This is a genomic window from Streptomyces sp. CLCI03 (assembly GCF_053615355.1).
Genome location: NZ_CM132132.1, coordinates 4799234 through 4824385, shown reverse-complemented (window position 1 = coordinate 4824385; position 25152 = coordinate 4799234). Strand labels below are relative to the sequence as shown.

Below are 25152 nucleotides of genomic sequence, written 5' to 3'. Positions count from 1 at the left end.
GAGCGGGGACGGGCAGGGGTGTCCCCGCAGGACGAGCGCGCAACCACCGCCCACAGCCGAGACACGCCCGCATCGCGCGAGCCGAGGAGACACCCCTGCCCGGCCCCGCGGACCGACCCGCACCGTCATCGGACCCCGCCCGGCAGACCGATACGGATCGGGCCCGGCCGACCCGGACCGCCACCCGCCGCGGGAGCGGAACGGTCGACCCGGACCGCCACCCGCCGCGGGAGCGGAACGGTCGACCCGGACCGCCACCCGCCGCGGGAGCGGAACGGTCGACCCGGACCGCCACCCGCCGCGGGAGCGGAACGGTCGACCCGGACCGCCACCCGCCGCGGGAGCGGACCGCCTAAGCCGTCGGGAGGACCGCCGAGACCTTGAAGCCGCCCGCGTCCGTCGGGCCCGACACGAACACCCCGCCCAGGCCCAGCACGCGCTCGCGCATCCCGACCAGTCCGTTCCCGCCGCTCGGCAGGCCCGGTTCGGGGGCCTTGCCGTCGCAGGGGCCGTTCTCCACCTGCATCGCCACCTCCCCCGCGCGGTGCGCGAGCCGCACCACGACCCGTGCGCCCGGGGCGTGCTTGTGGCAGTTGGTCAGTGCCTCCTGCACCACGCGGAACGCCGTCTGCTCGACGTCCGCCGCGTACGCCGCGCACTCGCCGTGCACCAGCATCTCGACGGCCATCCCCGCCGCCCGCGACTGACCGACCAGTGCCTCCAGCTCACCGAGCGAGGGCCCGTCCTCCGCCCCGCAGACGGCCCCGGCAACGGCGCCGGCCGCGACCGCGGCGACCGGCACGAGGTCGGGTGCGGGTGCGGGTACGGGAGCCGGCGCCGGTTTGGGCGGCGCCCGGAGCACGCCGAGCATCTCGCGCAGCTCCGTCAACGCCTGCCGTCCCATGTCCCCCACCAGAGCCGCGTTCTTCGCGGCCCGCGCCGGGTCCTTGACGGCCACCGCCTCCAGCGCGGCCGCGTGCACCACCATCAGCGACACCCGGTGGGCGACCACGTCGTGCATCTCCCGCGCGATCCGGGTGCGCTCCTCCGTACGGGCCCACTCGGCCCGCTCCTCCGCCCGGTCCGCCAGCAGCGACAGCTCCCGCTCCAGCGAGTCCGCACGTTCCTGCAGGCTCTCCATCAGCCGGCGCCGGGCCCCGATGTAGAGCCCGAACAGCACCGGTGGCACGGTCAGCGCCACCGCGACGAAGACGGACAGCACGACCACGAGCGTCGGGTCGGCCTCGACGTCCCCGCGGGTGCGCATGTACATCACGACGAAGGTCGCGGCCAACGACATCGAGGCCAGCGTGGCCGTGATCCGCCGGGGCACCTCGGAGGAGGCCAGCGTGTACATCCCGACCACCGCGAGCAGGAAGCCCATCGCGGCCGGTGACACGGCGATCCCGACGAGCACCACGGCGATCGGCCACCGCCGGCGAAGGACGAGCGTGGCCCCCACCACGAACCCGAACAGCACTCCGACCGTGGTCGGCAGCCCCGCCTCGGCGGCGAAGGGCACGCCCTCCCAGGCGCACTCCACGGCGGACACCCCGCCGAGCGCCACGTCCCACACGGCATCCCGCCGCCGCGCCCACCACAAGGGCGGGCCGGCCCGCCCTTCCACTTCCCCCGTTTCGGTCATGCCGTCCAGCGTACGGGCGGCCTGCGCGGCGCCCCGGGGAAATACCCCGCCACCGAAAAGGCGCGCACGGGTACCGTCGCGGTGAGGGCAGGTGGTACGGCATAGTAGGGACGGCCAGCTTGATCGGTACGCCGAAATGTCTGATTGAGCCACACTTACTATCCCCTGTGGTGTAATTGGCAGCACTGAGGCTTTTGGTGCCTTATGTCCGGGTTCGAGTCCTGGCGGGGGAGCTGATCGACTCCGGGTCCGGACCTTCAAGGTCGGGGCCCGTGTTCGTTCGGGGGCACCGACGCCCCGGTATCCTGCACGGGTCCACCCCCGAAGCCGAAGGGCACACCCGTGAGCGCCAACCGCCCGGCAGCCGTCGTCGTACTCGCAGCGGGTGAAGGCACCCGCATGAAGTCGGCGACTCCCAAGGTTCTCCACGAGATCTGCGGGCGCTCGCTCGTCGGTCACGTCGTCGCCGCCTCCCGCGAGCTGGACCCCGAGCACCTCGTCGTGGTCGTCGGCCACGCCCGGGAGCAGGTCACCGCGCACCTGGCCGGCATCGACGCCGACGTCCGCACCGCGGTCCAGTACGAGCAGAACGGCACCGGACACGCCGTCCGCATGGCGCTCGAAGAGCTCGGCGGGCCGATCGACGGCACCGTGATCGTCGTCTGCGGCGACACCCCGCTGCTGACCGGGCAGACCCTGGCCGAGCTCGCGCGGACGCACGAGGCCGACGGCAACGCCGTCACCGTGCTGACCGCCGAGGTCCCCGACTCCACCGGCTACGGGCGCATCGTCCGCGACGCCGGCGGCGCCGTGACGGCCATCGTCGAACACAAGGACGCCTCCGACGCCCAGCGCGCGATCCGCGAGATCAACTCGGGCGTCTTCGCCTTCGACGGCGCCCTGCTCGCCGACGCGCTCGGCAAGGTCCGTACCGACAACAGCCAGGGCGAGGAGTACCTCACCGACGTCCTCGGCATCCTGCGCGAGGCCGGGCACCGCGTCGGCGCGGCCGTCGGCAGCGACCACCGGCAGATCCTCGGCATCAACAACCGCGTGCAGCTCGCCGAGGCCCGCGCGCTGCTGAACGCACGCCTGCTGGAGCGGGCCATGCTCGCCGGCGTCACGATCGTCGACCCGGCCGGCACCTTCGTCGACGTGACGGTCACTTTCGGCCAGGACGCGATCGTGCACCCCGGCACCCAGCTGCTGGGCACCACGCACATCGCCGAGGGCGCCGAGGTCGGCCCCAACACACGGCTCAAGGACACCCACGTGGGCGCGGGCGCCCGGGTGGACAACACGGTCGCCGAGAGCGCGGTCGTGGGCCCGCAGGCGAGCGTCGGCCCCTTCGCCTACCTGCGCCCCGGCACGAACCTCGGCGCCAAGGCCAAGGCCGGCACGTACGTCGAGATGAAGAACGCGACGATCGGCGAGGGCACCAAGGTCCCCCATCTGTCCTACGTGGGCGACGCGACGATCGGCGAGTACACCAACATCGGCGCCGCGAGCGTGTTCGTGAACTACGACGGTGAGCACAAGCACCACACCACCATCGGCTCACACTGCAAGACGGGCTCGGACAACATGTTTGTGGCTCCCGTCACCATCGGGGACGGCGCCTACACGGCCGCCGGATCCGTGATCACGAAGGACGTTCCGCCCGGCGCCCTGGCCGTGGCCCGTGGCCAGCAGCGGAATATCGAGGGTTGGGTGGCCCGCAAGCGTCCGGGCAGCGCGGCTGCCACGGCGGCGCAGTCGGCGGCCTCGGAGGACGCCGAGCGCCCCTGAGGTGAACTGACCGGAAACAGGTACGGCCGCGACGGCGTACCGTGATAGGTGCACGCAATTCGGCTGGCTCACCGTGTGCGGGACGGACGCACATGGGGGCGAGCAGCTTCAACACGTCTGAGGAGACTGTGCTGTGACCGGGATCAAGACGACCGGCGAGAAGAAGCTGATGCTCTTCTCCGGCCGCGCCCACCCCGAGCTGGCCGAGGAGGTTGCGCACCAGCTGGGCGTCGCCCTCGTGCCGACCAAGGCTTTCGACTTCGCGAACGGCGAGATCTACGTCCGCTTCCAGGAGTCGGCGCGCGGCGCGGACTGCTTCCTGATCCAGAGCCACACGGCTCCGATCAACAAGTGGATCATGGAGCAGCTGATCATGATCGACGCGCTGAAGCGCGCGTCGGCACGCTCCATCACGGTGATCGTCCCGTCCTACGGGTACGCCCGCCAGGACAAGAAGCACAAGGGCCGCGAGCCGATCTCGGCCCGTCTGGTCGCCGACCTGCTGAAGACCGCGGGCGCGGACCGCATCCTCACCGTCGACCTGCACACGGACCAGATCCAGGGCTTCTTCGACGGCCCGGTGGACCACCTCTCGGCCCTGAACGTCCTCGCGGACTACGTCGGCGCCAAGGTGGACCGCACCAAGCTGACGATCGTCTCCCCGGACGCCGGTCGCGTGCGCGTGGCCGACCGCTGGTGCGACCGCCTGGACGCGCCGCTGGCGATCGTGCACAAGCGCCGTGACAAGGACGTCGCCAACCAGGTGACCGTCCACGAGGTCGTCGGTGAGGTCAAGGGCCGCGTCTGCGTCCTGGTCGACGACATGATCGACACCGGTGGCACCATCTGCGCCGCGGCCGACGCGCTCTTCGCGCACGGCGCGGAGGACGTCATCGTGACGGCCACGCACGGCATCCTGTCGGGCCCGGCCGCCGACCGTCTGAAGAACTCCAAGGTCAGCGAGTTCGTCTTCACGAACACCCTGCCGGACCCGTCCGACCTGGAGCTCGACAAGATCACGGTGCTGTCGATCGCCCCGATGATCGCGCGCGCCGTGCGCGAGGTCTTCGAGGACGGCTCGGTCACCAGCCTCTTCGAGGAGCAGCAGTAGAACCCGAGGTGACCGCTCCGCGGTAGATCCTTTTGGTGCGGCCTCCCCCGCCGGGTACACTCCATGAGTTGCTCGGCGAGGGAGGCCGTACCTGTTTGCGGTACGGATGCTCCGTTATCGACGCGCTCTTCGTAGCAGGCCGTTCCGGCCGGGTGACTTCCGTCCATTTCCGTCACCCCACGAGGAGTGAGCATGTCCGAGGTCAAGCTTTCCGCCAAGATCCGTGACACCTTCGGCAAGGGCTCTGCCCGTCAGGCCCGTCGCGACGCCCTGACCCCCGCCGTCATCTACGGCCACGGCACGGACCCGAAGCACGTCAACGTCGACGCCCACGCCCTTCAGCTGGCGCTGCGTACCCCGAACGTCCTGATCTCCCTGGACCTGGGCGACGCCGGCACCGAGCTGGTCATCCCGAAGGCCGTGCAGAAGCACCCGCTGAAGCGCTCGGTCTCCCACGTCGACTTCCTGATCGTCAAGAAGGGCGAGAAGGTCACCGTCGACGTCGCGATCGTCACCGAGGGCGAGCTGGCCGCCGGCGGCAACATGCTGGAGACCCTCCAGAACACCATCTCCGTCGAGGCCGAGGCCACGCACATCCCGACCGAGGTCACCGTCTCCATCGCGGGCCTGGAGGCCGGCGCCACCATCCACGCGTCGGACCTGGTCCTCCCGAAGGGCACCACCCTGGCCGTCGACGGCGACATCGCCGTTCTGCAGGTCGTGGCCCCGCAGGCCGAGGAGCCGGCCGCCGAGGCCGCCGAGGGCGACGAGGCCTGAGCCTCACCCCACCCCCTCAGCAGTTGCTGACCGACCGCCGTCCGGCTCCACTGGAGCGGGACGGCGGTCGTCTTCGTAGAGGAACCGAGGAGCTTTTGATGTCGGACGACGCGGCGCCCTGGCTGATCGTGGGCCTGGGGAACCCGGGACCGGAGTACGCGGGCAACCGCCACAACATCGGCTTCATGGTGGCCGACCTGCTGGCGGAGCGGATCGGCGGGAAGTTCAAGGCGCACAAGGCCCGCGCCCAGGTGGTCGAGGGCCGCATGGGCCCGCCGGGACCGGCCAACCGCCGGGTGGTGCTGGCCAAGCCGATGACCTACATGAACCTGTCCGGCGGACCGGTGACGGCACTGCGCGACTTCTACAAGGTGCCGCTGGAGCGGATCGTCGCGGTCCACGACGAGCTGGACATCGACTACCCGACGCTGCGCCTGAAGCTGGGCGGCGGGGACAACGGGCACAACGGCCTGAAGTCGATGACCAAGTCCATGGGCCCCGACTACCACCGGGTGCGCTGCGGCATCGGACGTCCGCCGGGTCGGATGCAGGTCGCGGACTTCGTGCTGAAGGACTTCTCCTCCACGGAGCGCAAGGAGTTGGACTGGTTCGTGGACCGGGCCGCCGACTCCGTGGAGTGCCTGATCGCCGAGGGCCTGGAGCGCGCCCAGTCGACGTACAACTCCTGACGGACACGAGGAAGCCCCCGCACCGGCCGGTACGGGGGCTTCCTCGTGTGCGGGGCGCCGGGCCCCCGCGGAGGGCTCAGCCGGTGTTGCGCAGGCCCGCGGCGACGCCGTTGACCGTGAGCAGCAGGGCGCGGGCGAGCAGCGGGTCGGCTTCCTCGCCCTGGGCGGCGGCCGCGCGCTGGCGGGCCAGCAGGGACACCTGGAGGTAGGAGATCGGGTCCAGGTAGGCGTCGCGTACGGCGAAGGTCTGCTGGAGCACCGGGTTCGAGCCGAGGAGCTCCTCGGCGCCGGTGATGCGCAGGACTTCGCGGACGGTGAGTTCGTGCTCGGCCTCGATGCGGGCGAAGACGTGCTTGAGGTGGTCGGGCACGAGGGTGTCGACGTAGTGGCGGGCGATCCGCAGGTCGGTCTTGGCCAGCGTCATCTCGACGTTGGACAGGAAGTTGCGGAAGAAGTGCCAGCGTCCGCCCATCTCGGCGAGGACGTCCTCCTGGCCGGCCTCGCGCAGGGCCTTGAGGCCGGAGCCGACCCCGTACCAGCCGGGGACGATCTGGCGGGACTGGGTCCAGCCGAAGACCCAGGGGATGGCGCGCAGGCCGTCGAGTCCGGCGCCGGAGTCGGGGCGGCGGGAGGGTCGGGAGCCCAGGTGGAGGTCGGCGAGCTGGTCGACGGGGGTCGCGGCGAAGAAGTACGAGGGCAGGTCGGGGTCCTCGACGAGTGCACGGTACGCGGCGTGCGCGGCGTCGGAGACGACGTCCATGGCCGCGTCCCAGCGGGTGAGGGCCTCGTCGGACTGGCGGGGCGCGGTGTGCAGGGCGGAGGCCTGCAGGGTGGCGGCGACGGTCAGTTCGAGGTTCTCCCGGGCCAGTGAGGGGACCAGGTACTTGTCGGAGATGACCTCGCCCTGCTCGGTGACCTTGATCTCGCCTTCGAGGGTGCCCCAGGGTTGGGCGAGGATCGCGTCGTGGGAGGGGCCGCCGCCGCGGCCGACGGTGCCGCCGCGGCCGTGGAAGAGGCGCAGGCGCACGCCGTAGCGGTGGGCGACGTCGCGCAGTCGGCGCTGGGCGCGGTGGATCTCCCACTGGGAGGTGGTGATGCCGCCGAACTTGGAGGAGTCGGAGTAGCCGAGCATGACCTCCTGGACGTCGCCGCGCAGGGAGACCAGGCGTCGGTAGGAGGGGTCGGCGAGCATCTCGTCGAGGATGACGTCGGCGGCGCGCAGTTCGTCGGTGGTCTCCAGGAGCGGGACGATGCCGATCTTGGCCCAGCCGGTGTGGAGGTCGATGAGGCCGGCCTCGCGGGCGAGGACGGCGGCGGCGAAGACGTCGTCGGCGCCCTGGCACATCGAGATGATGTAGGACTCGATGACCTCGGGACCGAACTTCTCGAAGGCGTCCTTGATGGCGCCGAAGACGCCGAGGGTCTTGGCGCCGGCGGCGTCGAGCGGGGCCGGGGTGGGCGCCAGCGGGCGACGGGAGCGCAGTTCCTTGGCGAGCAGGCGCTGCCGGTACTCGCGCGGCATGTCGGCGTAGCGCCAGGACTCCTCGCCGAGCCGGTCGAAGAGCTGGCCGAGCGCGTGGTGGTGCGCGTCGGCGTGCTCGCGCACGTCCATGGTGGCGAGCTGCAGGCCGAAGGCGGCCAGGGTGCGGATGGTGCGGTCCATGCGGCCGTCGGCGAAGAGCGCACCACGGTGTTCGCGCAGGGAGGTCTGGATGAGGGTGAGGTCGGTGAGCAGCTCGGCGGTGCCGAGGTAGTCGCGGCCCTCCTCGTGCGGGATGCCCTTGGCGAGGCGCTCGCGGGTGTTGAGGAGCTTCTGCCGGATGCAGGTGGCCTTGAGGCGGTACGGCTCCTCGGCGTTCAGCCGCTTGTAGCGCGGGCTGATCTCGGGGAGGCGCTCCAGGTCGGCCTGGAGGGAGGCGAGGAGTTCCTCGGTGGCTCCGGTGTAGCGGATGGAGTTGGAGAGGAGTCCGCGCAGGTAGTCGATGAGTTCCAGGGCGTCGGTGATGCCGTGCTCGTGCTGGAGGATCAGCACGTCCCGGGTGACCTCGGGGGTGACGTTGGGGTTGCCGTCGCGGTCGCCGCCGATCCAGGTGCCGAAGGTCAGCGGGCGGGTGCCGGCGGGGATCTCGACGCCGACGCGCTGGAGCTCGGCGGCGAGGTCCTCCAGGACGTCACCGACGGCGCCGGCGTGCAGTTCGTCGAGGTAGTAGATCGCGTTGCGGGCCTCGTCGGCGGGCTCGGGGCGCACGACGCGCAGCTCGTCGGTCTGCCAGACGAGGTCGATGTTCTCCGCGAGGCGCAGGTCGTGGCGGCGGCGGTCGCCGGCGCCGGTGACGGGCTCCTCCAGCAGGGTGGCGATGCGGCGCAGCTTGTTGAGGACGCTGCGGCGGGCCGCCTCGGTGGGGTGCGCGGTGAAGACCGGGCGGACGTTGAGGTTCTTGACCGTCTCGCGCAGGTGGTCGGGGTCGGCGTCCTTCAGCATGTCGGCCGTACGGGCGAGGAGCCCGCCCTCGGCGGCACGGTGGGCGCGCAGTTCCTTGCCGCGGTGCACCTGTTCGGTGACGTTGGCGAGGTGGAAGTAGGTGGAGAAGGCGCGCACGAGCTTGGCCGCGGTCTCCAGATCGGTGTCACCGAGGAGGGCGGCGGCGGCCTCGCCGTCGGTGCGGGTGAGGGCGCGGACGCGCTCGACGAGGTCGAGGAGGTCCTGGCCCTCCTGGCGTACGAGGGTCTCCCCGAGGAGGTCGCCGAGGCGGCGGATGTCCGCGCGCAGTTCCGCGTTGGCGGTCTCGGCCTGGGTGACGGGGGCCTGGCCCTGGGGGGCCTGGTCAGCACTGCTCACAGGTGCGGCTCCTTGCAGTGTTCGAGCGCTACTGGGCGGTGGGCTCCCGGCGACGTGCGGTGATGCCTTCCCCGGACTCGGTCCGGGGGCGGGATCTCCGCTCCTGATGCGCAGCTCGGGCTGCCCGTGCGGACCGCGCTGTCCGACGGGACCCAGGATAGGTGTCCGACGCGTGTGCCTGGACAAACGTCTCATCAGGCGGCGCGTGAACACCTCGCGCGCGCTCCTTCTCCCGGCGCTGTCCCTCTTGCCTGCGTACCCGGCTTTGCCATACTTACGATGCCGTAGGTTACGGGTCCGTAGGGTTCCGTGACCAGGGAGCCTGCCGACTTCTCTCACCCCCCAGGGGACACCCATGACCACCAGTCCCGATCTGATCGAGGGTGCCTCCGCACCCTCCGACACATCCGAGCCGTCCGCGACGCTCGGCGGCGAGAACAAGCGGTCCATCGAGCAGATCGCTCTGCTGCTGTTCATCACCGTGCCCTTCGTGGCCCTGCTGGCGGCGGTGCCGCTGGCCTGGGGCTGGGGGGTGAGCTGGCTGGACCTGGGCCTGATGGTGTTCATGTACTTCCTGGCCTGCCACGGGATCACCATCGGTTTCCACCGCTACTTCACGCACGGCTCCTTCAAGGCGAAGCGGCCGCTGCGGATCGTCCTCGCGGTGATGGGATCGATGGCGGTGGAGGGGCCGCTGGTGCGCTGGGTGGCGGACCACCGCAAGCACCACAAGTTCTCGGACCACGAGGGTGACCCGCATTCGCCGTGGCGGTTCGGGGAGACGCTGCCGGCCCTGATGAAGGGGCTGTGGTGGGCGCACATCGGCTGGCTCTTCGACGAGGAGCAGACCGATCAGCAGAAGTACGCCCCCGACCTGATCAAGGACCCGGCGATCCGCCGGATCTCGCGGGACTTCATCTTCTGGACGATGTTCTCGCTGGCGATCCCGCCGCTCGTGGGCGGTCTGGTGACGATGTCCTGGTGGGGCGCGTTCACGGCGTTCTTCTGGGGTTCCCTGGTCCGGGTCGCGCTGCTGCACCACGTGACCTGGTCGATCAACTCGATCTGCCACGCGGTGGGCAAGCGGCCGTTCAAGTCCCGGGACCGCAGTGGCAACGTGTGGTGGCTGGCGGTGCTCTCGTGCGGCGAGTCCTGGCACAACCTGCACCACGCCGACCCGACCTCGGCGCGCCACGGTGTGCTGCGCGGCCAGGTCGACTCCAGCGCGCGCCTGATCCGCTGGTTCGAGCAGCTGGGCTGGGCGACGGACGTCCGCTGGCCGTCGGCGGCCCGCATCGACGCCCGGCGCAGGGAAATCGAGTCGAACGCGGCATGATGGGGGGCGTGGCGATCGACGGCGGTAATTCCAGCAGCGACAAGCCCAGGCGCGGCCGCCGGGTTCGAATGACGGGCGCGGAGCGGCGCCAGCAACTGCTGGACATCGGCCGGACGCTGTTCGCCGAGAAGGGCTTCGAAGGCACCTCGGTGGAGGAGATCGCGGCGAAGGCCGGGGTCTCCAAGCCGGTGGTGTACGAGCACTTCGGCGGCAAGGAGGGCCTCTACGCGGTCGTCGTGGACCGGGAGATGCGCCAGCTGCTGGACGGGGTGACGGGGGCGCTGACGGCCGGGCATCCGCGGGAGCTGCTGGAGCAGGCGGCGTTCGCGCTGCTGGACTACATCGAGTCCTACACGGACGGCTTCCGCATCCTCGTCCGCGATTCCCCGGTCGCCCAGTCGACCGGCACCTTCGCCTCGCTGATCAGCGACATCGCCACGCAGGTCGAGGACATCCTGGGTCTGGAGTTCAAGGCGCGGGGCTTCGACCCCAAGCTGGCCCCGCTGTACGCGCAGGCGCTGGTCGGGATGGTGGCGCTGACCGGGCAGTGGTGGTTGGACGTGCGCAGGCCCAAGAAGGCCGAGGTGGCGGCGCACCTGGTGAATCTGGCCTGGCACGGGCTGGACGGGCTGGAGTCGAAGCCGCAGCTGGTGGGCCGGCGCAAGAGCTGAGCGGGCGGCGGCGCCACGCCGCCCCGAAATCGAAAGGTTGTGCAGAAAACCACTTCTACCTCGGGAAATGCAGCGGTACTGTGTGATCACTTCCCGGGGGGGACGTCCAGACGATCCGCAGCGCCGCTTTCCGCGTGCGCCGGTCGTCCTCGTCACGGCCACCCGGTTCTACCTGCGATCACGGGGGAACCCTCTTGCGCTCTTCGCGCCTCGGCCGCATCGCGGCCTGCACCGCACTCGCCCTCTCCGCCGGCACCCTGCTCTCCGTGGGTCAGGCGACCGCCGCCGGCAAGGCCTCGGACCGCCCGGCGCCCGCCACGGCCAAGGCCTCGACCGCCCCCAAGTCCACCGTCCCGCACGCCGCCACCCCGGCCCCGGGCGTCCTTGCGCCGAAGGCGCCCGCCAAGGACAAGGGCGCGCGCGCCGCGGCTCCGCAGGGCCTCGCGGCCGCGAGCAGCGTGGCGCAGCCGCGTCTGGACCTCGACGGCGACGGTTTCAGCGACCTGGTCTTCCGCTCGACGCTCGGCTACACCGGTGTCTTCGCGACCGGCGCCCCCGAGGGCGGTCCGTCCACCGACTTCCGCATCGAGGGCGACGAGACCGAGACGGTCAAGGACATCATTGCCCTCGGCAACGTCGGCGGCGGCTGGAACCCCGAGATCCTCACGCTCACCTTCGACGGCAAGCTCCAGCTCCGCGAGACCTCCGGCGGCACGGCCGGCGCTCCGAAGTGGACCGGCACCGGTTGGCAGGTCTACAACCGCGTCATCGCCGCGGGCGACCTGAACAAGGACGGCCGTCCGGACCTGCTCGCCCGTACGCACGCCGGCGACCTGTACTACTACAAGAGCACCGGCAACCTCTCCAACCCGTTCGCGGACCGGGTCAAGGTCAGCGGCGGCTGGAACCAGTACGACCAGATCGTCGGCCTGAGCGACATCGACGGCGACGGCGACGGCGACGTCATGGGCCGCACGTACACGGGCGACCTGTTCATCCACAAGGGCACCGGCAACGGTGCCGCCCCGCTGGAGTGGCGGAACCAGATCGCCAGCGGCTGGACCGGTTACACGCAGATCATCGCGGCCGACGACCTCGACGGCGACGGCAAGGCCGACATGATGGGCGTGACCGTCACCGGTGACCTCTTCTGCCACTTCTCCCAGGGCAACGGCCTGTTCTCCCCGCAGTACGACTGCGGCTCGAACTGGAAGAGCACCGAGCTCTTCCTCGGCTCGGGCGTCACGCCGGTCTACGGCAAGCACAACGTCGGCACCCTCGACGCCGCCGGCCAGTACTGGTCGCACAACGCCATGAGCGACGGCTCGCTCTTCGATCCCCGCAAGGCCGGCGACTTCGTCTGGCCGGACGACGGGTCGAAGCTGGTCGTGGCCTCCGGCCTGGACAAGGTGAACTGGGGCCACAAGTTCCAGTTCAACCAGTGGGGTCTGACCAACCGCAGCACGAACCAGCCGATCGCCGGTGACTGGTGGGGCGTCACGAACCTGGTCGTCGGCGGCGGCGACGTCTCCGGCGACGGCAAGGGCGACCTGCTGACCCGTGACATCTGGGGCAACCTCTACGTCCACCAGGGCAACGGCACCGGCAACGCCTTCGCCGCCCCGGTCAACGTCGGCAACGGCTGGGATCAGTACAGGCTGGTCGCCTCCGGTGACTTCAACGGCGACGGCTACGCCGACGCGGTCGGCATCACGAACAGCGGCGACCTGTACTTCCACCCGGGCGCCGGCAAGGCGAACGCGCCGTTCGCCGCCCGCTGGCTGGTCGGCGGCGGCTACCAGAACTTCAAGGACGCCGTGTCCCCCGGCGACCTGACCGGTGACGGCAAGGCGGACCTGGTCCTGACCGATGCCAACGGCAACGTCTTCCGCTCCGAGGGAGGCAAGAGCCTCTTCGGCAGCGAGGTCCTCACCGGGCCCGTCTTCTTCAAGGGCGGCCTGAACTACCGCAGCATCGGCTGACCGCCCGACACCTGCACGACGGCGCCCCGCCACCGGAGGACCCGGTGGCGGGGCGCCGTCGTGTCATGCCTCCCGCCACGTCCTATGCGCAGGGTTCCGGAGCCGCGGGTTCGGGGTGGTGACGTTCCAGGAATTCGAGCCGGTTGCCGACGGGGTCCTCGGAGTAGAAGCGGCGGTGGCCCGGCAGGTCGTCGTCCCAGACCACCGTGGCCCCCCGCTCCCGCAGTCTGCTCGCGTACGCCTCGATGTCGGTCACCCGGAGCCCCGGATGGGCCTTGCGGGCGGGCCGGAAGTCCTCCTCGACGCCGAGATGCAGTTGGACCGGTCCGGCGGCGAACCAGCATCCTCCGCGGGCGGCGAGCACGGGCGGCTTGGGGATCTCGGTCATGCCGAGGACGTCCGTGTAGTACGCGCGGAGCCGGTCCTCCGAGTCCGGCGGCGCGGCGAGTTGTACGTGGTCGACTGCGGTCAGCACGGTCATGCCTCCTTGCGGGCTACGGCGAAGATGCGGCGGAACGGGAAGACGGTGCCGCGCGGGCCGGTCGGGTAGGCCGCGCGGAGCCGGTCACGGTATTCGGTGAGGAAGGCGTCCACGGCGTCGCGGTCCTCGCCGAGGGCGGTGAGGACGGGCCGCAGGGCGGTGCCCTTGACCCAGTCGAGGACGGGGTCGGGGCCCTGGAGCAGCTGGTGGTAGGTGGTCTCCCAGATGTCGGCGGCGCAGCCGAGCTCGGTGAACCGGGCAAGGTATTCGGCGGGTTCGAGGAGATGGATGTAGCGGGCGCCGTGGCCGGCGAGCCGGGCCCGCCAGCGCGGGGTGTCGCACTGCTCGGCGAGCAGGGCGTGGCTGGGGGCCGTGAAGTTGCCGGGGATCTGGAAGGCGAACGTGCCACCGGGGCGCAGGCCGTTGATCCAGGCCCCGAAGGAGCCGGGGTGGCCGGGGACCCATTGGAGGGCGGCGTTGGAGACGATCAGGTCGTAGGGCTCCTCGGGGAGCCAGGTGGCGAGGTCGCCGTGGCGGAATTCGAGGCTGCCGCCGCCGGGGGTGGGCCCGGCGTACTCCTCGGTGGCGCGGTGGAGCATCTCCGGGGAGAGGTCGAAGCCGGTGATGCGGGCATCGGGCCAACGCTCGGCGAGGAGGGTGGTGACGTTGCCGGGGCCGCAGCCGAGGTCGGCGATACGGGCGGGACCGTGGGGGAGCTCGGGTATGCGGGTGAGCAGGTCGAGGAAGGGCCGTGTGCGGTGGCCCGAGTGCCGGAGGTACTGCTGGGGATCCCAGGTGGGGGCGGAGGGCGCGGTGGACGTGGGGGTCCCGGCGCGCGCGGTATCGGAATACATGTTCGAGCCTCCCTGCTGGCGGGGCGATCGGAAGCGGAATCCGTTCCGGCCCCCTCCATGCCCCATGCTCGCCCCCTTTATATCTCGATGTCAAGATACTCGTGGTCGAGATACTCGGTATGAAGAGACTTCACATCGACAGACCCCTTACACTGATCGGCATGGAGGACGAGGTCGACCGACTGGTGGCGGCATGGCGGCGGGAGCGCCCTGACCTCGACGTGGAACCGCTCGAGGTCCTGAGCCGCGTCAGCAGGCTCGCGCGCCACCTCGACCGCGCCCGCAGGCTGGCCTTCTCCGAGCACGGCCTGGAGCCCTGGGAGTTCGACGTCCTGACGTCGCTGCGCCGCGCCGGCGCCCCCTACCAGCTCTCCCCCGGACAGCTGTTGACCCAGACCCTGGTCACCTCGGGCACCATGACCAACCGCATCGACCGGCTCGCCAAGAAGGGCCTCGTCGAACGACTCCCGGACCCCAGCGACCGCCGGGGGGTCCTGGTGCGGCTCACCCCCGAGGGCCGGGACCGCGCCGACCAGGCCCTCGCCGGGCTGCTGGCCCAGGAACGGGCGATCCTGGCCCAGCTCTCGCAGAGCCAGCGCGGCGATCTCGCCGGGCTGCTACGCCAGTTGACCGCTCCGTTCGACAACATCCCCGGCTAGGTCCGCCGGTCGTACGCCGGCCCTCCGGGCCAGGGCCACGGCGGCCAGCGTGGAGTGCACCCCGAGCTTGCCCAGCACGTTCTGCATGTGGGTGCGGACCGTGTGCGGGGACAGGAACAGCCGCGCCGCGACGTCCTTGCGGCCCAGCCCCGCCACCATGCAGCGCAGCACCTCGTGTTCACGCGGGGTCAGCGACTCCACGAGCCGCTCGCTGTCCGTGCGGTGCTTGCGCGCCGCGGTCAGTTCCCGGAGCACCCCGGTGAGCAGCGCGGGCGGCAGATGCGTCTCCTCGCGCAGGACCCCGCGGATCACGGCCAGCAGCCGGGAGAGCGAACAGTCCTTCGCCACCCAGCCCGAGGCGCCCGCCTGGAGCGCGAGGGCGGCCCGACGGGGGTCGTCGCGCTCGGCGAGCACGACGGTACGGACCCCGGGGTGGGACACCCGCACCCCCGCGACCAGCGCGATCCCGTCCGAGACTGCCGGCGGCGGCCCGGAGCCGGACTCCCGCTGGGCGGGCACGGCCCCCGGGGCCGCGCCGAGATCGGCGTCGACCAGCAGGACGTCGAAGCGACGGCCCTCGGCCGCCGCGCGTTCGAGGCAACGCAGCGCGGCGGGGCCGCTGCCGGCCGCGGACACGTCCACGTCCGGCTCGGCCGCGAGCGCGGCTGCGAGCGATTCGGCGAAGATGCGGTGATCGTCGACGACGAGAACCCGGATACGAACCACAAAACCCCCAAGGGTAGGGGAACGGACGACGGCGGGTACGGCGCCCGGACCGGGTGATCCGCAGCTGCCCCGGCCGCCGCCGAGACATCTCTGCACTACCCCGGACCGGACGCCGTACCCGACTTGTCTCGACCCCTGAATCAACACCGGCCCCCACCGGTGTCACGCATCAGCGTAGGGCCGTGGGCGTCCGACGGTTGGCCGAATAGCAGAAGTTTTCCCAGGGATTTTCCGGCGCGGGCGCTGCGAACCGGCTTTGTACTGGCTTGAAATCGCCTGCCCTGAAGGTCCTGATGGCGGCTTCGGTACCGGCGTGTGCCCCGGGCAGTTGCACGGGGGGCATTTCACCCGGCGTGTGCGCGCCGGGCGCCCGCGCACAGCGCCCGTCCGCGGCGCACGACCGACACGCACGCGCCCCCCGCACCGATCGGGGTGCGGGGGGCGTGCGGAAGCGGGGAGGTCCGGACGGGTACCGGAGGTCCGGGCGCTCCGGGAGGTTCAGGAGGAGTGCGTACGCGCGAAGTTCCACGCGTCGGTGATGATCCCGGTGAGGTCCGAGCGGCTCGGGGTCCAGCCGAGGCGCTCGTGGGCCGTGCGCGCGGAGGCGACGAGCATCGCCGGGTCGCCGGCCCGGCGCGGCGCGACCACCTCGGGGATGTCCCGGCCGGTGACCTTGCGGACGGTCTCGACGACCTCGCGGACCGAGAACCCGTTGCCGTTGCCCAGGTTGCAGATCAGGTGCTCCCCGTCGGTGGCGGCCCGCAGGGCGGCCAGGTGGGCCTCCGCCAGGTCGGCGACGTGGATGTAGTCGCGTACGCAGGTGCCGTCCGGCGTCGGGTAGTCCTCGCCGAACACCGAGATCGACTCGCGCTCGCCCAGCGCGACCTGGAGGACCAGCGGGATCAGGTGGGTCTCGGGGGTGTGCCGCTCGCCGAAGGCGCCGTAGGCGCCGGCCACGTTGAAGTAGCGAAGGGAGACCGCGGCCAGGCCGTGCGCCACGCACTCCCCCGCGATCATGTGGTCGACGGCCAGCTTCGAGGCGCCGTACGGGTTGGTCGGCGCGGTCACCGAGGCCTCCGTGAGCAGGCCCTCCGTCGGCTCCCCGTAGGTGGCGGCGGTGGAGGAGAAGACCAGCTTGCGCACGCCCGCCCCGCGCATGGCGGCCAGCAGCGCCAGCGTCCCGCCGACGTTGTTCTCCCAGTACTTGCCCGGGTTCACCACGGACTCGCCGACCTGCGAGGAGGCCGCGAAGTGCAGCACCGCCTCGTACGAGGAGTCCACGTGGCGGGCCGCGTCCTGGATCCGGCCCTCGATGAAGGTGGCGCCCTCCGGGACCCCTACGCGAAAGCCCGTGCTCAGGTCGTCGAGGACCGTGACCTCGTGGCCGGCCTCCAGAAGGTGGGCCGCGACCACGCTGCCGACGTATCCTGCGCCACCGGTTACCAGGTACTTGCTCACTCGCCTACTGCCTCTCGCGGGGGAGCGCGCGCGGGTACGTGCGCGTGCTTGGACACTGGCTTACCCGATTCCGCGCCCTTGGGGAAATCGGACGGCCGGACCGACCGGTACGTCAGTCGCGCGCGCCGGCGGCCGGCAGCACGGGCAGCGCCCGGTCCAGCAGACCGGTGCGGGCGGCCAGCGCGGCCGCCTCCAGCCGCGACCCCACGCCCAGCTTCATCAACACCCGCTGCACGTGCGTACGGGCGGTGCTCGGGGCGATCTCCATGCCCGCGGCGATCAGCCGGGTGTCCTCGCCCTCCGCGACCCGCACGAGCACCTCCACCTCGCGCGGGGTGAGCAGCCGCAGCAGCCGGCTGCCCTCGTCGTCGGGCTGCGCGGCGGGGTTCAGGAGCTCGGCGAAGGCTCCCTGCAGCAGTTGCGGGGCGATCGCCACCTCCCCCGCCCTGGCCTTGGCCAGGGCCCGCTCCACGCCCTCGATCCGCTCGTCCTGGCGTACGTAGCCCGAGGCTCCGGCGGCGAAGGCGGCCGCGATCCCGCGCGGGCTGGGCACCGGGCCGAGGACGACCACGGCGATCTGCGGGCGCTCCCGCTTGACGCGCACGACGGGCTCGAAGACACCGGGCTCGGCGGGGGTGGCGGTGCCGAACAGGCAGACCTCCGGCGCACGGCTGATGACCAGCTCGGCGGCGCCCGCCGCCGGAGCGGCGGCGGCCAGTACCCGGTGGCCGCGCAGCTTCAGGGCAGAGGCGAGTGCCTCGGCCAGTAGCCGGTGCTCGTCCACGACCACGACCCGTACGCCCATCGAGGAACCACCCCCCACCCTTCTGACCCGGCAAGCTACACGCTTGTTCGACGATGCGAGGGGGATACCGCGCAGAAGCCCCCGATCGGTGCGGACCGTTCGGGGGCTTCCGTGGCGTGCTGCGGAGCGGGCGCGGTGTGCGTCAGCTCGCGGAGAAGGAGACGAAGAGGTACTCCGGGTCCGCCTTGTCCGAGTAGGGCTTGCTGACCATCGTGCGGGAGATGAAGAACTTCCCGTTGTGGTAGCGGTACTCGGAGTACTCGGGCGAGAAGCCGGTCTCGGCGCGCTGGCTCGCCTTGTCCGCCGGGTTCTCCATGAGGAGGGTTTCCTTCATGGTCCTGCTGTCGATGCTGACGATCTGGCCGCCCTTGTCGTACGGGGGCCGCTTGTAGGCGATGATGTTCGACCCGTCCATGCGCAGCGGGAAGATCGTGTACCGCTCGCCCGCGTCGGCGCGGTCGGTGGTCTGCTTGCCGGTCTCCAGGTCGAAGGAGAGCAGCTCGTTGGTGCGGGAGCTGGAGGCCTGGCCCTGGTGCTCGTACGACGGCAGGTAGATCCGGCCGTTGCCGACCACCATGTTCATGCACCGTTCGACCTCGGAGCTGCACCTGGCGCCGAAGTCTCCGGAGGCGAGCGGGATACGGGCCTTCAGCTCGCCCTTGGGGTCGACGACGAAGAGGTCGCTGACGCCGGTGGCGTTCTTCGCGGTCTTGCCGACGTCGGCCCCCACGATCAGGGGCTTGGTGGAGACGATGTACGCGTCCTCGATGCCCGGGGAGAGCTTGTACGAGACGGTGGGCGCGCCCGTGGCCGGGTCGAGCAGCTGCCCGTACAGCGTGTAGTTGGGGCTCTGGCCGCACTTGCGGATGGCGGCGAGGGCCTCGCCGCCGCCGTAGCCCACGTCGCGGCAGCTCTCGCCGTCGACCTTGGGCAGCCACAGGGACTTGCCGTCGGCGAGGTTCCAGGCGGCGCCGCCCGCGGAGATGCCGGCCGCGGCGACGGTCTGGCCGCTGAGGGTGATGGTGTTGAACGTGACGGGCTTGTCACCGCCGGTGGCGCTCTTGGCGTTGCCGGACCAGAGCAGCTTGCCGCTCTCCAGGTCGATGACGCCGACCTCGGTGCACGCGACGTACTTGTTCTCGGGCGTCGGCTGGGCGGCCTTGAAGAGGACCGCAGCCTTCTTGTCGCTGACGTGCTTGGTGGCGCCGCAGAGCTCGCCGGGCAGCGGCAGCTCCCACTTCTTGCCGCCGTCGACGAGGTTGTAGCCGACGACCTTCGACAGGTCGGACTTGATGTAGGTGGTCTCGGTCACCCAGGAGCCGGCGACGCTGGCGACATCGCCCGGCACCGGGCTCGGCTGGTTGAGGAGCGGCTTCGACTTCGGGTTGCCGGGCGCCTTCTCGGTGCCGGCCACGTAGTCCCCGGGCTTGTCGTTGCCCGGGGAGGCGCTCGGGTTGCTGTCGGCCTTGTTCCCGCCGCCGCTGTCGCCGGAGGTGTACCAGAGGCCGCCACCGACGATGAGGACGCAGGCCAGGAAGGCCGCGCCGACGATCATCAGCTGGGTGCGCTTGTCGTTGCCGGAGCCCGCGGCCGGGGCCGGGGACTGCGGGGCGGCCATGGGCGCGCCGGGGGCGCCCGGGGCGCCGAACGGCGGCGGGTTGCCGGGCTGCTGCGGGTAGCCGTAGCCGGGGCCGGTCTGCGGGTACCCGTACGCGGGCTGCTGTGGGGGCCCGGCCTGTGGCGCGGCCGGTCCGGGCGGCGGCACGGGCGCGCCGAATCCGCCGGGCGGCGGGTCCTGCGGGGCTCCGAAGCCGCCGGACGGCGGCTGGCTGGGGGGCGGCGGGATACTCATCGGTTGCTGTTGCCTCTCGGTGGGCGGGTCGTGGGACGCGTTGTCACTTGCCGAAGGCCATCAGGAGCTTCTCGTCCTTGTTGTCGCCCGCCAGCCGGGTGACGGAGAGGAAGAACCGCCCGTCCGCGTAGGCGGCGCTCTGGGAAGTCAGGAAGGAGGATTCGATCCGTGCGGAGGTGCCCGAGGGGAGTTTCAGCAGCGTCGTGGGCTCTCCTCCGCCGGCCGGGAACGAGACGATCTCGCCGGGCTCGTCGGCGACGCCGACGTTGGCGCGATAGGCGGTCAGCCGGCCGTTCGCGGCTTCGAGCGGGGCGAGGACCTTCTTGTCACCGGCCTTGGCGCGCCATTTGACCTTGCCCGTGCCGAGGTCGAAGGCGACGATCTCGCTGCCGGTGGTCTTGTCCCCGGCGGAGAGGTAGACGGTGTCCGCGTCGACCGCGGACTTCCCGCAGTTCTGGAGGCCGTCGCTGGAGCTGGAACCACCGCAGTTGACGAGGAAGTTGCCGTCACCGGAGAGCGTGTTGCGCTTCTGCCCCTTCTCGTCGAGGACGAGGATGGCCCGCTCCTTGGTGTCGCGGTTGCCGGCGTCGATGACGGTGGGGCTGACCGAGTAGACCGCGTTGACCTGGAAGCCCTTGGGCAGGCGGTAGCTCCAGGTCTTCTTGCCGGTGGTCAGGTCGGCGTCCTGGATCTCGATGGTCCGGTCGGCGTCCATGCAGAGGGCCACGGCGATCATCTTGTTGTTGCCCGCGGCGTAGGTCATGGGCTTGCAGCCCTCGGGGCCCGCGTCGGAGAAGAGTTTGTCGCCGGTGCTCAGGCGGTGGGCGCTCTGGCCCCCCATCCAGGCGAGGGCGAAGGTGTCGCCGTCGAGGGAGACCGTGGCGGAGGCGGCGGTCTTGAACAGCCCCTCCATGGCGAGCTCCTTCGTCCAGCCCTCCTTGCCGGCCTTGAGGTCGATGAGCTTCATCTGGTTGCAGTTGGAGCCGTCGGCGTTCTTGACGACCATGACGGTCCGGCCGTCGGGGCTGGTCTGACCGGTGAGTCCGCAGATCTCCGTGCGGAGGTCGATCTTCCACTTCTCCTTGCCGTCGCCCACGCCGTAGCCGATGACGGCCTTGTCGACGGTCTTGACGACGGTGTCGCCGACGACCCACAGGCCCTTGGCCGGGATACCGGCTCCCGGGCCCTCCATCTTGACCGTGTTCAGCCAGAGCGCCTTGTCCTCGCCCGGCTTGCGGCCCGCGTTGAGGTCGGTCGGGATGTCGCTGCCGTTGCCGTTCCCGTTGCCGTCGCCCTTGTCGACGGTGGGAGAGCCCGAGGGCTTGGCGTCGGTGGGCTCCTGCGCGACCGGCTTCGGGTCCTTGTCGTCACCGGAGAAGGCCACATAGCCCACACCACCGAGGACGAGGACGGCGGCCACCGACGCGGCGATCAGCACCGTGCGCTTCTTCTTCGGCGTCATGCCCGGCCCGGAGCCGGGGCCGGGGCCACCGGGGCCCACCGGCTGCTGCGTCACGGTGGGCGGCTGCGGCGGGTACGCGGGCTGCTGCGCGTACGGGTTCTCGGCCGGCGGCGGGAACCCGTAGCCCTGCTGCGGCGGACCCGGCAGGTGCCCGTACCCGGAAGGCGTCGGCGGCTGGTTCGGCGGCTGGGGCAGCTCGGTCATCAGCGCACGCTTTCGCATCGGGAAGGTCGGGGAGGATGACCTTTCTATCACTGACAGCGCTCATACATCGGGCCGGTCCGTCCCCTGTTCCCAAGGGAGGACCGGCCCGTGACGCCGCCGTTATCCGGCCAGTTGCCCCCGAAGACCGGCGGAATCCAGGCTTCCCCGCGCCTCCCGCCTCGATGCGCCACCAAATCCTGGCGGCTCGGCAGGAGTTCGCCGGGCCCGATCGCACCGGGCCCGACGGGTCCTCATGTGCCGAAGACCATCAGGAGCTTCTCGTCCTGCCCCTGGGCCCGCAGCCGGGTGGAGGAGATGAAGAACCGTCCGTCCACGTAGTCCAGCTTCGGGAGGGTGAAGGTCCGCTCGATCGGGGCGGCGGGGCCCGAGGGGTGGCGCAGCAGCGCGGTCGGGGTGCCGCCGGTGGCCTCGACGGAGAGGACCTCGCCGCCCTGCTCCTGCTCGGCCTTCCGGTAGGCGATGAGCCGGCCGTCGAGGGCCTTGAGCGGGGTGAGCGTGCGCTTGTCCCCGGCCGGGACCCGCCACTTCTCCTTGCCGGTGGTCAGGTCGAAGGCGACGATCTCGTTCGTCTTGCGGGTGCCCGCCGCGGTGGGCAGGTAGAGGGAGTTCCCGTCGACGACGGCCGAGGGGCAGGTGACCAGGGAGCGGAAGAGGCCGGTGTCGCCGCAGCCGACGGCGAAGCTGCCCTCGCCCGCGAGGGTGGCGGTCTGCTTCCCGTCGGGTCCCAGGACCACGATGGAGCGCTGCTTCGTCTTCTCGTCGCCGATGTCGATGACGGTCGGGTTCACCGAGTAGATGCTGGTGACCTTGAACTTCGCGGGGAGCCGGTAGGCCCAGGCCTTCGCGCCGGTGACGGGGTCGATGCCCTGGACCTCGGCGGTGGAGTCCTCGTCCGAGCAGGTGGCCAGGGCGATCATCCTGCCGTTGCCGGCCTCGTAGGAGTCCGCGTTGCAGCCGTCGCCCAGCGGGTTGGCGAACAGCTTGTCGCCGTTGCTGATCCTGAAGGCGCTGGCGGTGCCGCCGCGGCTGACGGTGACGGTGTCCCCGATCATGGACAGGGTGGGGGTGGTGAAGTTGTCGAAGACGCCCTCGCTGGGCACTTCCTTCGACCAGACCTCCTTGCCCGCCTTCAGGTCGACCACGCGCAGCTGGTTGCAGGAGGTGTTCTCGCCCTCGCCGTCGCGGTACATGACGACCGTTCGGCCCTCGGCCGTGCTCTGTGGGGCGACGGAACAGATCTGGGCGGGGAAGGGGAGTGTCCACTTCTCCTTGCCGTCGGTGACCGCGTAGCCGGTGAGGTTCCTCCAGAGGCTCTTGACGACGGTGTCGCCGACGACCCACTGGCCGGCGGCTTCGACGCCCATGCCGGGGCCGTCGATCTTGGTGGTCTTGAGCCACAGGACCTTGTCCTCGCCCTGCTTGCGGCCGGAGTTCAGGTCCACCTGCCGGCCGCCGCCGTTCCCGTTGCCGTCGCCCTTGTCCACCGAAGGGGAACCGGAGGGCTTGGCGTCGGCGGACCCTTGCGCGACCGGCTTCTGCCCCTTGTCCTCACCGGAGAAGGCCACATGGCCCACACCACCGAGGACGAGGACGGCGGCCACCGACGCCGCGATCAGCACCGTGCGCTTCTTCTTCGGCGCCATGCCCGGCCCGGAGCCGGGGCCACCGGGACCGGCCGGCTGCTGCGACACGGTGGGCGGCTGCGGCAGGTACCCGGGCTGCTGCGCGTACGGGTTCTCGCCCGGCGGCGGGAATCCGTGACCCTGCTGCGGCGGACCCGGCAGATGCCCGTACCCGGAAGGCGTCGGCGGCCGGTTCGGCGGCTGGTTCGGCGGCTGGGGCAGCTCGGTCATCAGCGCACGCTTTCGGCATCAGGAGGTCGAGGAGGATGACCTTTCTACCACTGCCGGCGACCACGCACCGGGCCGGTCCGCCCCCGTTCCGAGGGTGTGACCGGCCCGGTTCCGCTCGGGCTCCGCTCAGGCCTCCTCGGCCAGTTCAAGCCAGCGCATCTCCAGGTCGTCGCGGTCCGAGAGGAGTTCGCGCAGCTCCGCGTCGAGTTTGGCCACCTTGTCGTAGTCGGTGGAGTTCTCGGCGATCTGGGCGTGCAGGTTGCCCTCACGGTCGGACAGCTTGTTCAACTGCCGCTCGATCTTCTGGAGTTCCTTCTTCGCGGCACGCGAGTCCCCCGAGGCGGTGGACTTGGCGGCGCCGGTGGACGGGACGGGCGCGGGAGCGGCCGCCTCGATCATCCGCTGCCGGCGCTCCAGGTACTCGTCCAGGCCGCGCGGCAGCATCCGCAGGCTCGCGTCGCCGAGCAGCGCCATCACCGTGTCGGTGGTGCGCTCGATGAAGAAGCGGTCGTGGGAGATGACGATCATCGAGCCGGGCCAGCCGTCGAGGAGGTCCTCCAGCTGGGTCAGGGTCTCGATGTCGAGGTCGTTGGTGGGCTCGTCGAGGAACAGGACGTTGGGCTCGTCCATCAGCAGGCGCAGGATCTGCAGGCGGCGGCGCTCACCACCGGAGAGGTCGCCGACCGGCGTCCACTGCTTCTCCTTGGTGAAGCCGAACTGCTCGCAGAGCTGGCCCGCCGTCATCTCGCGGCCCTTGCCGAGGTCGACGCGGTCACGGACGCGCTGGACGGCCTCCAGGACGCGCAGGGACGGGTCGAGTTCGCCGACCTCCTGGGAGAGGTAGGCCAGCTTGACGGTCTTACCGACGATGATCTTGCCGGCGGCGGGCTGGACCTCGCCCTGGGTGCGGGCCGCCTCGGCGAGGGCGCGCAGCAGAGAGGTCTTGCCGGCGCCGTTGACGCCCACGAGGCCGACGCGGTCGCCGGGGCCCAGGTGCCAGGTGAGGTGCTTGAGCAGTTCCTTCGGGCCGGCGTGGACGCTGACGCCTTCGAGGTCGAAGACCGTCTTGCCGAGGCGGGCGTTGGCGAACCGCATCAGCTCGCTGGTGTCGCGCGGCGGCGGCACGTCGGCGATCAGCTCGTTGGCCGCCTCGATGCGGTATCGGGGCTTGGAGGTCCGGGCGGGTGCGCCGCGGCGCAGCCAGGCCAGTTCCTTGCGCATCAGGTTCTGCCGCTTGGACTCCTCCGTCGCGGCGATGCGGTCGCGCTCGGCGCGGGCGAAGACGTAGTCGCTGTAGCCGCCCTCGTACTCGTGCACGTCACCGCGCTGCACGTCCCACATGCGGGTGCAGACCTGGTCGAGGAACCAGCGGTCGTGGGTGACGCAGACGAGCGCGGAGCGGCGCTCCTGGAGGTGCTTGGCCAGCCAGGAGATGCCCTCGACGTCGAGGTGGTTGGTGGGCTCGTCGAGGATCAGGAGGTCCTGGTCGGCGATGAGGAGCTTGGCGAGGGCGATCCGGCGGCGCTCGCCACCGGAGAGCGGGCCGATGACGGTGTCGAGGCCTTGGCCGAAGCCGGGCAGGTCGAGGCCGCCGAAGAGTCCGGTGAGGACGTCACGGATCTTGGCGTTGCCGGCCCACTCGTGGTCGGCCATGTCCCGGATGATCTCGTGGCGGATGGTCGCCCGGGGGTCGAGGGAGTCGTGCTGGGTGAGGACGCCCATGCGCAGGCCGCCGGACTGGGTGACCCGGCCGGTGTCGGGCTCCTCCAGCTTGGCGAGCATCCGGATGAGGGTGGTCTTGCCGTCGCCGTTGCGGCCGACCACGCCGATCCGGTCCCCCTCGGACACGCCGAGGGAGATGCCGTCCAGCAGGGTACGTGTGCCGTACACCTTGCTGACTGCCTCGACATTGACCAGATTGACGGCCATCAGACGCGCT

The 25152-nt window shown here is 71.0% G+C and carries 19 protein-coding genes and 1 tRNA gene; 9 read left to right on the top strand and 11 right to left on the bottom strand.

Annotated elements, in window-relative coordinates; translation table 11 throughout:
- Positions 1 to 352: 352 nt before the first annotated feature.
- On the bottom strand, positions 353 to 1645 hold the full coding sequence (locus tag ACWG52_RS22360; protein WP_453125721.1) for a sensor histidine kinase: 1293 nt from the start codon (positions 1643 to 1645) through the stop codon (positions 353 to 355).
- Between the two features lie 161 nt (positions 1646 to 1806).
- Here ACWG52_RS22360 and ACWG52_RS22355 point away from each other — a divergent pair.
- The 5 genes from ACWG52_RS22355 to pth all read left to right on the top strand — a co-directional run bounded on the left by ACWG52_RS22355 (position 1807) and on the right by pth (position 6010).
- A tRNA-Gln gene (locus ACWG52_RS22355) sits at positions 1807 to 1878 on the top strand.
- A 109-nt stretch (positions 1879 to 1987) separates the two neighbouring features.
- Positions 1988 to 3433: a bifunctional UDP-N-acetylglucosamine diphosphorylase/glucosamine-1-phosphate N-acetyltransferase GlmU gene (gene glmU, locus ACWG52_RS22350; RefSeq protein ID WP_389818174.1), complete on the top strand. Its 1446-nt coding sequence runs from the start codon at positions 1988 to 1990 to the stop codon at positions 3431 to 3433.
- A 133-nt stretch (positions 3434 to 3566) separates the two neighbouring features.
- Positions 3567 to 4544 (top strand): ribose-phosphate diphosphokinase, encoded by a 978-nt coding sequence (locus tag ACWG52_RS22345; protein WP_030008898.1) that lies wholly within the window; start codon positions 3567 to 3569, stop codon positions 4542 to 4544.
- A gap of 192 nt (positions 4545 to 4736) precedes the next feature.
- The gene (locus ACWG52_RS22340) at positions 4737 to 5321 is read left to right on the top strand and encodes a 50S ribosomal protein L25/general stress protein Ctc (RefSeq protein WP_389818177.1); all 585 of its coding nucleotides are present in this window, start codon (positions 4737 to 4739) and stop codon (positions 5319 to 5321) included.
- A 98-nt stretch (positions 5322 to 5419) separates the two neighbouring features.
- Positions 5420 to 6010, top strand: a complete 591-nt coding sequence (gene pth / locus ACWG52_RS22335) for an aminoacyl-tRNA hydrolase (RefSeq protein ID WP_109780297.1) — start codon at positions 5420 to 5422, stop codon at positions 6008 to 6010.
- A 76-nt stretch (positions 6011 to 6086) separates the two neighbouring features.
- Here pth and ppc read toward each other — a convergent pair whose 3' ends face one another.
- A complete protein-coding gene (ppc, locus tag ACWG52_RS22330) occupies positions 6087 to 8849 on the bottom strand; it encodes a phosphoenolpyruvate carboxylase (RefSeq protein WP_389818181.1) in 2763 nt (920 codons plus the stop codon).
- Positions 8850 to 9204: 355 nt separating this feature from the next.
- Here ppc and ACWG52_RS22325 point away from each other — a divergent pair, with 355 nt between their 5' ends.
- The 3 genes from ACWG52_RS22325 (at position 9205) to ACWG52_RS22315 (ending at position 12838) form a co-directional block, all read left to right on the top strand.
- Positions 9205 to 10185, top strand: a complete 981-nt coding sequence (locus ACWG52_RS22325; protein WP_375945000.1) for an acyl-CoA desaturase — start codon at positions 9205 to 9207, stop codon at positions 10183 to 10185.
- Entirely contained in the window at positions 10182 to 10856 is a 675-nt protein-coding gene (locus ACWG52_RS22320; protein ID WP_386186608.1) for a TetR family transcriptional regulator, read from the top strand. The genes ACWG52_RS22325 and ACWG52_RS22320 overlap by 4 nt, the downstream gene beginning before the upstream one ends.
- A 194-nt stretch (positions 10857 to 11050) precedes the next feature.
- Positions 11051 to 12838, top strand: a complete 1788-nt coding sequence (locus ACWG52_RS22315) for an FG-GAP repeat domain-containing protein (protein ID WP_390168388.1) — start codon at positions 11051 to 11053, stop codon at positions 12836 to 12838.
- 82 nt (positions 12839 to 12920) lie between these two features.
- Here the strand turns inward: ACWG52_RS22315 and ACWG52_RS22310 are convergent, their stop codons facing one another.
- The gene (locus ACWG52_RS22310; protein ID WP_389818208.1) at positions 12921 to 13313 is read right to left on the bottom strand and encodes a VOC family protein; all 393 of its coding nucleotides are present in this window, start codon (positions 13311 to 13313) and stop codon (positions 12921 to 12923) included.
- Positions 13314 to 13315: 2 nt separating this feature from the next.
- A complete protein-coding gene (locus tag ACWG52_RS22305; RefSeq protein ID WP_389818186.1) occupies positions 13316 to 14173 on the bottom strand; it encodes a trans-aconitate 2-methyltransferase in 858 nt (285 codons plus the stop codon).
- A gap of 161 nt (positions 14174 to 14334) precedes the next feature.
- Between ACWG52_RS22305 and ACWG52_RS22300 the strand changes: the two genes are divergently transcribed.
- Positions 14335 to 14832 (top strand): MarR family winged helix-turn-helix transcriptional regulator, encoded by a 498-nt coding sequence (locus ACWG52_RS22300; protein ID WP_030659599.1) that lies wholly within the window; start codon positions 14335 to 14337, stop codon positions 14830 to 14832.
- Here ACWG52_RS22300 and ACWG52_RS22295 read toward each other — a convergent pair.
- From ACWG52_RS22295 to ACWG52_RS22265, 7 genes are all read right to left on the bottom strand, one after another.
- Positions 14791 to 15558 (bottom strand): LuxR C-terminal-related transcriptional regulator, encoded by a 768-nt coding sequence (locus ACWG52_RS22295; RefSeq protein WP_386238478.1) that lies wholly within the window; start codon positions 15556 to 15558, stop codon positions 14791 to 14793. The two genes, ACWG52_RS22300 and ACWG52_RS22295, sit on opposite strands and share 42 nt — an antisense overlap.
- Positions 15559 to 16056: 498 nt before the next feature.
- Positions 16057 to 17016 carry a UDP-glucose 4-epimerase GalE gene (gene galE / locus ACWG52_RS22290; RefSeq protein ID WP_033226551.1) on the bottom strand — a complete coding sequence of 320 codons (960 nt, stop codon included), beginning with the start codon at positions 17014 to 17016 and terminating at the stop codon, positions 16057 to 16059.
- Positions 17017 to 17128: 112 nt separating this feature from the next.
- Complete coding sequence (locus ACWG52_RS22285) at positions 17129 to 17821, bottom strand: response regulator transcription factor (protein ID WP_389818191.1); 693 nt, start codon at positions 17819 to 17821, stop codon at positions 17129 to 17131.
- Between the two features lie 142 nt (positions 17822 to 17963).
- Positions 17964 to 19673: an outer membrane protein assembly factor BamB family protein gene (locus ACWG52_RS22280; protein ID WP_389818194.1), complete on the bottom strand. Its 1710-nt coding sequence runs from the start codon at positions 19671 to 19673 to the stop codon at positions 17964 to 17966.
- A gap of 43 nt (positions 19674 to 19716) precedes the next feature.
- Complete coding sequence (locus tag ACWG52_RS22275; RefSeq protein WP_453125712.1) at positions 19717 to 21339, bottom strand: outer membrane protein assembly factor BamB family protein; 1623 nt, start codon at positions 21337 to 21339, stop codon at positions 19717 to 19719.
- A 251-nt stretch (positions 21340 to 21590) separates the two neighbouring features.
- Positions 21591 to 23213 (bottom strand): outer membrane protein assembly factor BamB family protein, encoded by a 1623-nt coding sequence (locus ACWG52_RS22270; RefSeq protein WP_453125710.1) that lies wholly within the window; start codon positions 23211 to 23213, stop codon positions 21591 to 21593.
- A gap of 126 nt (positions 23214 to 23339) precedes the next feature.
- Positions 23340 to 25142 carry an ABC-F family ATP-binding cassette domain-containing protein gene (locus ACWG52_RS22265; RefSeq protein ID WP_389818203.1) on the bottom strand — a complete coding sequence of 601 codons (1803 nt, stop codon included), beginning with the start codon at positions 25140 to 25142 and terminating at the stop codon, positions 23340 to 23342.
- Positions 25143 to 25152 lie beyond the last annotated feature (10 nt).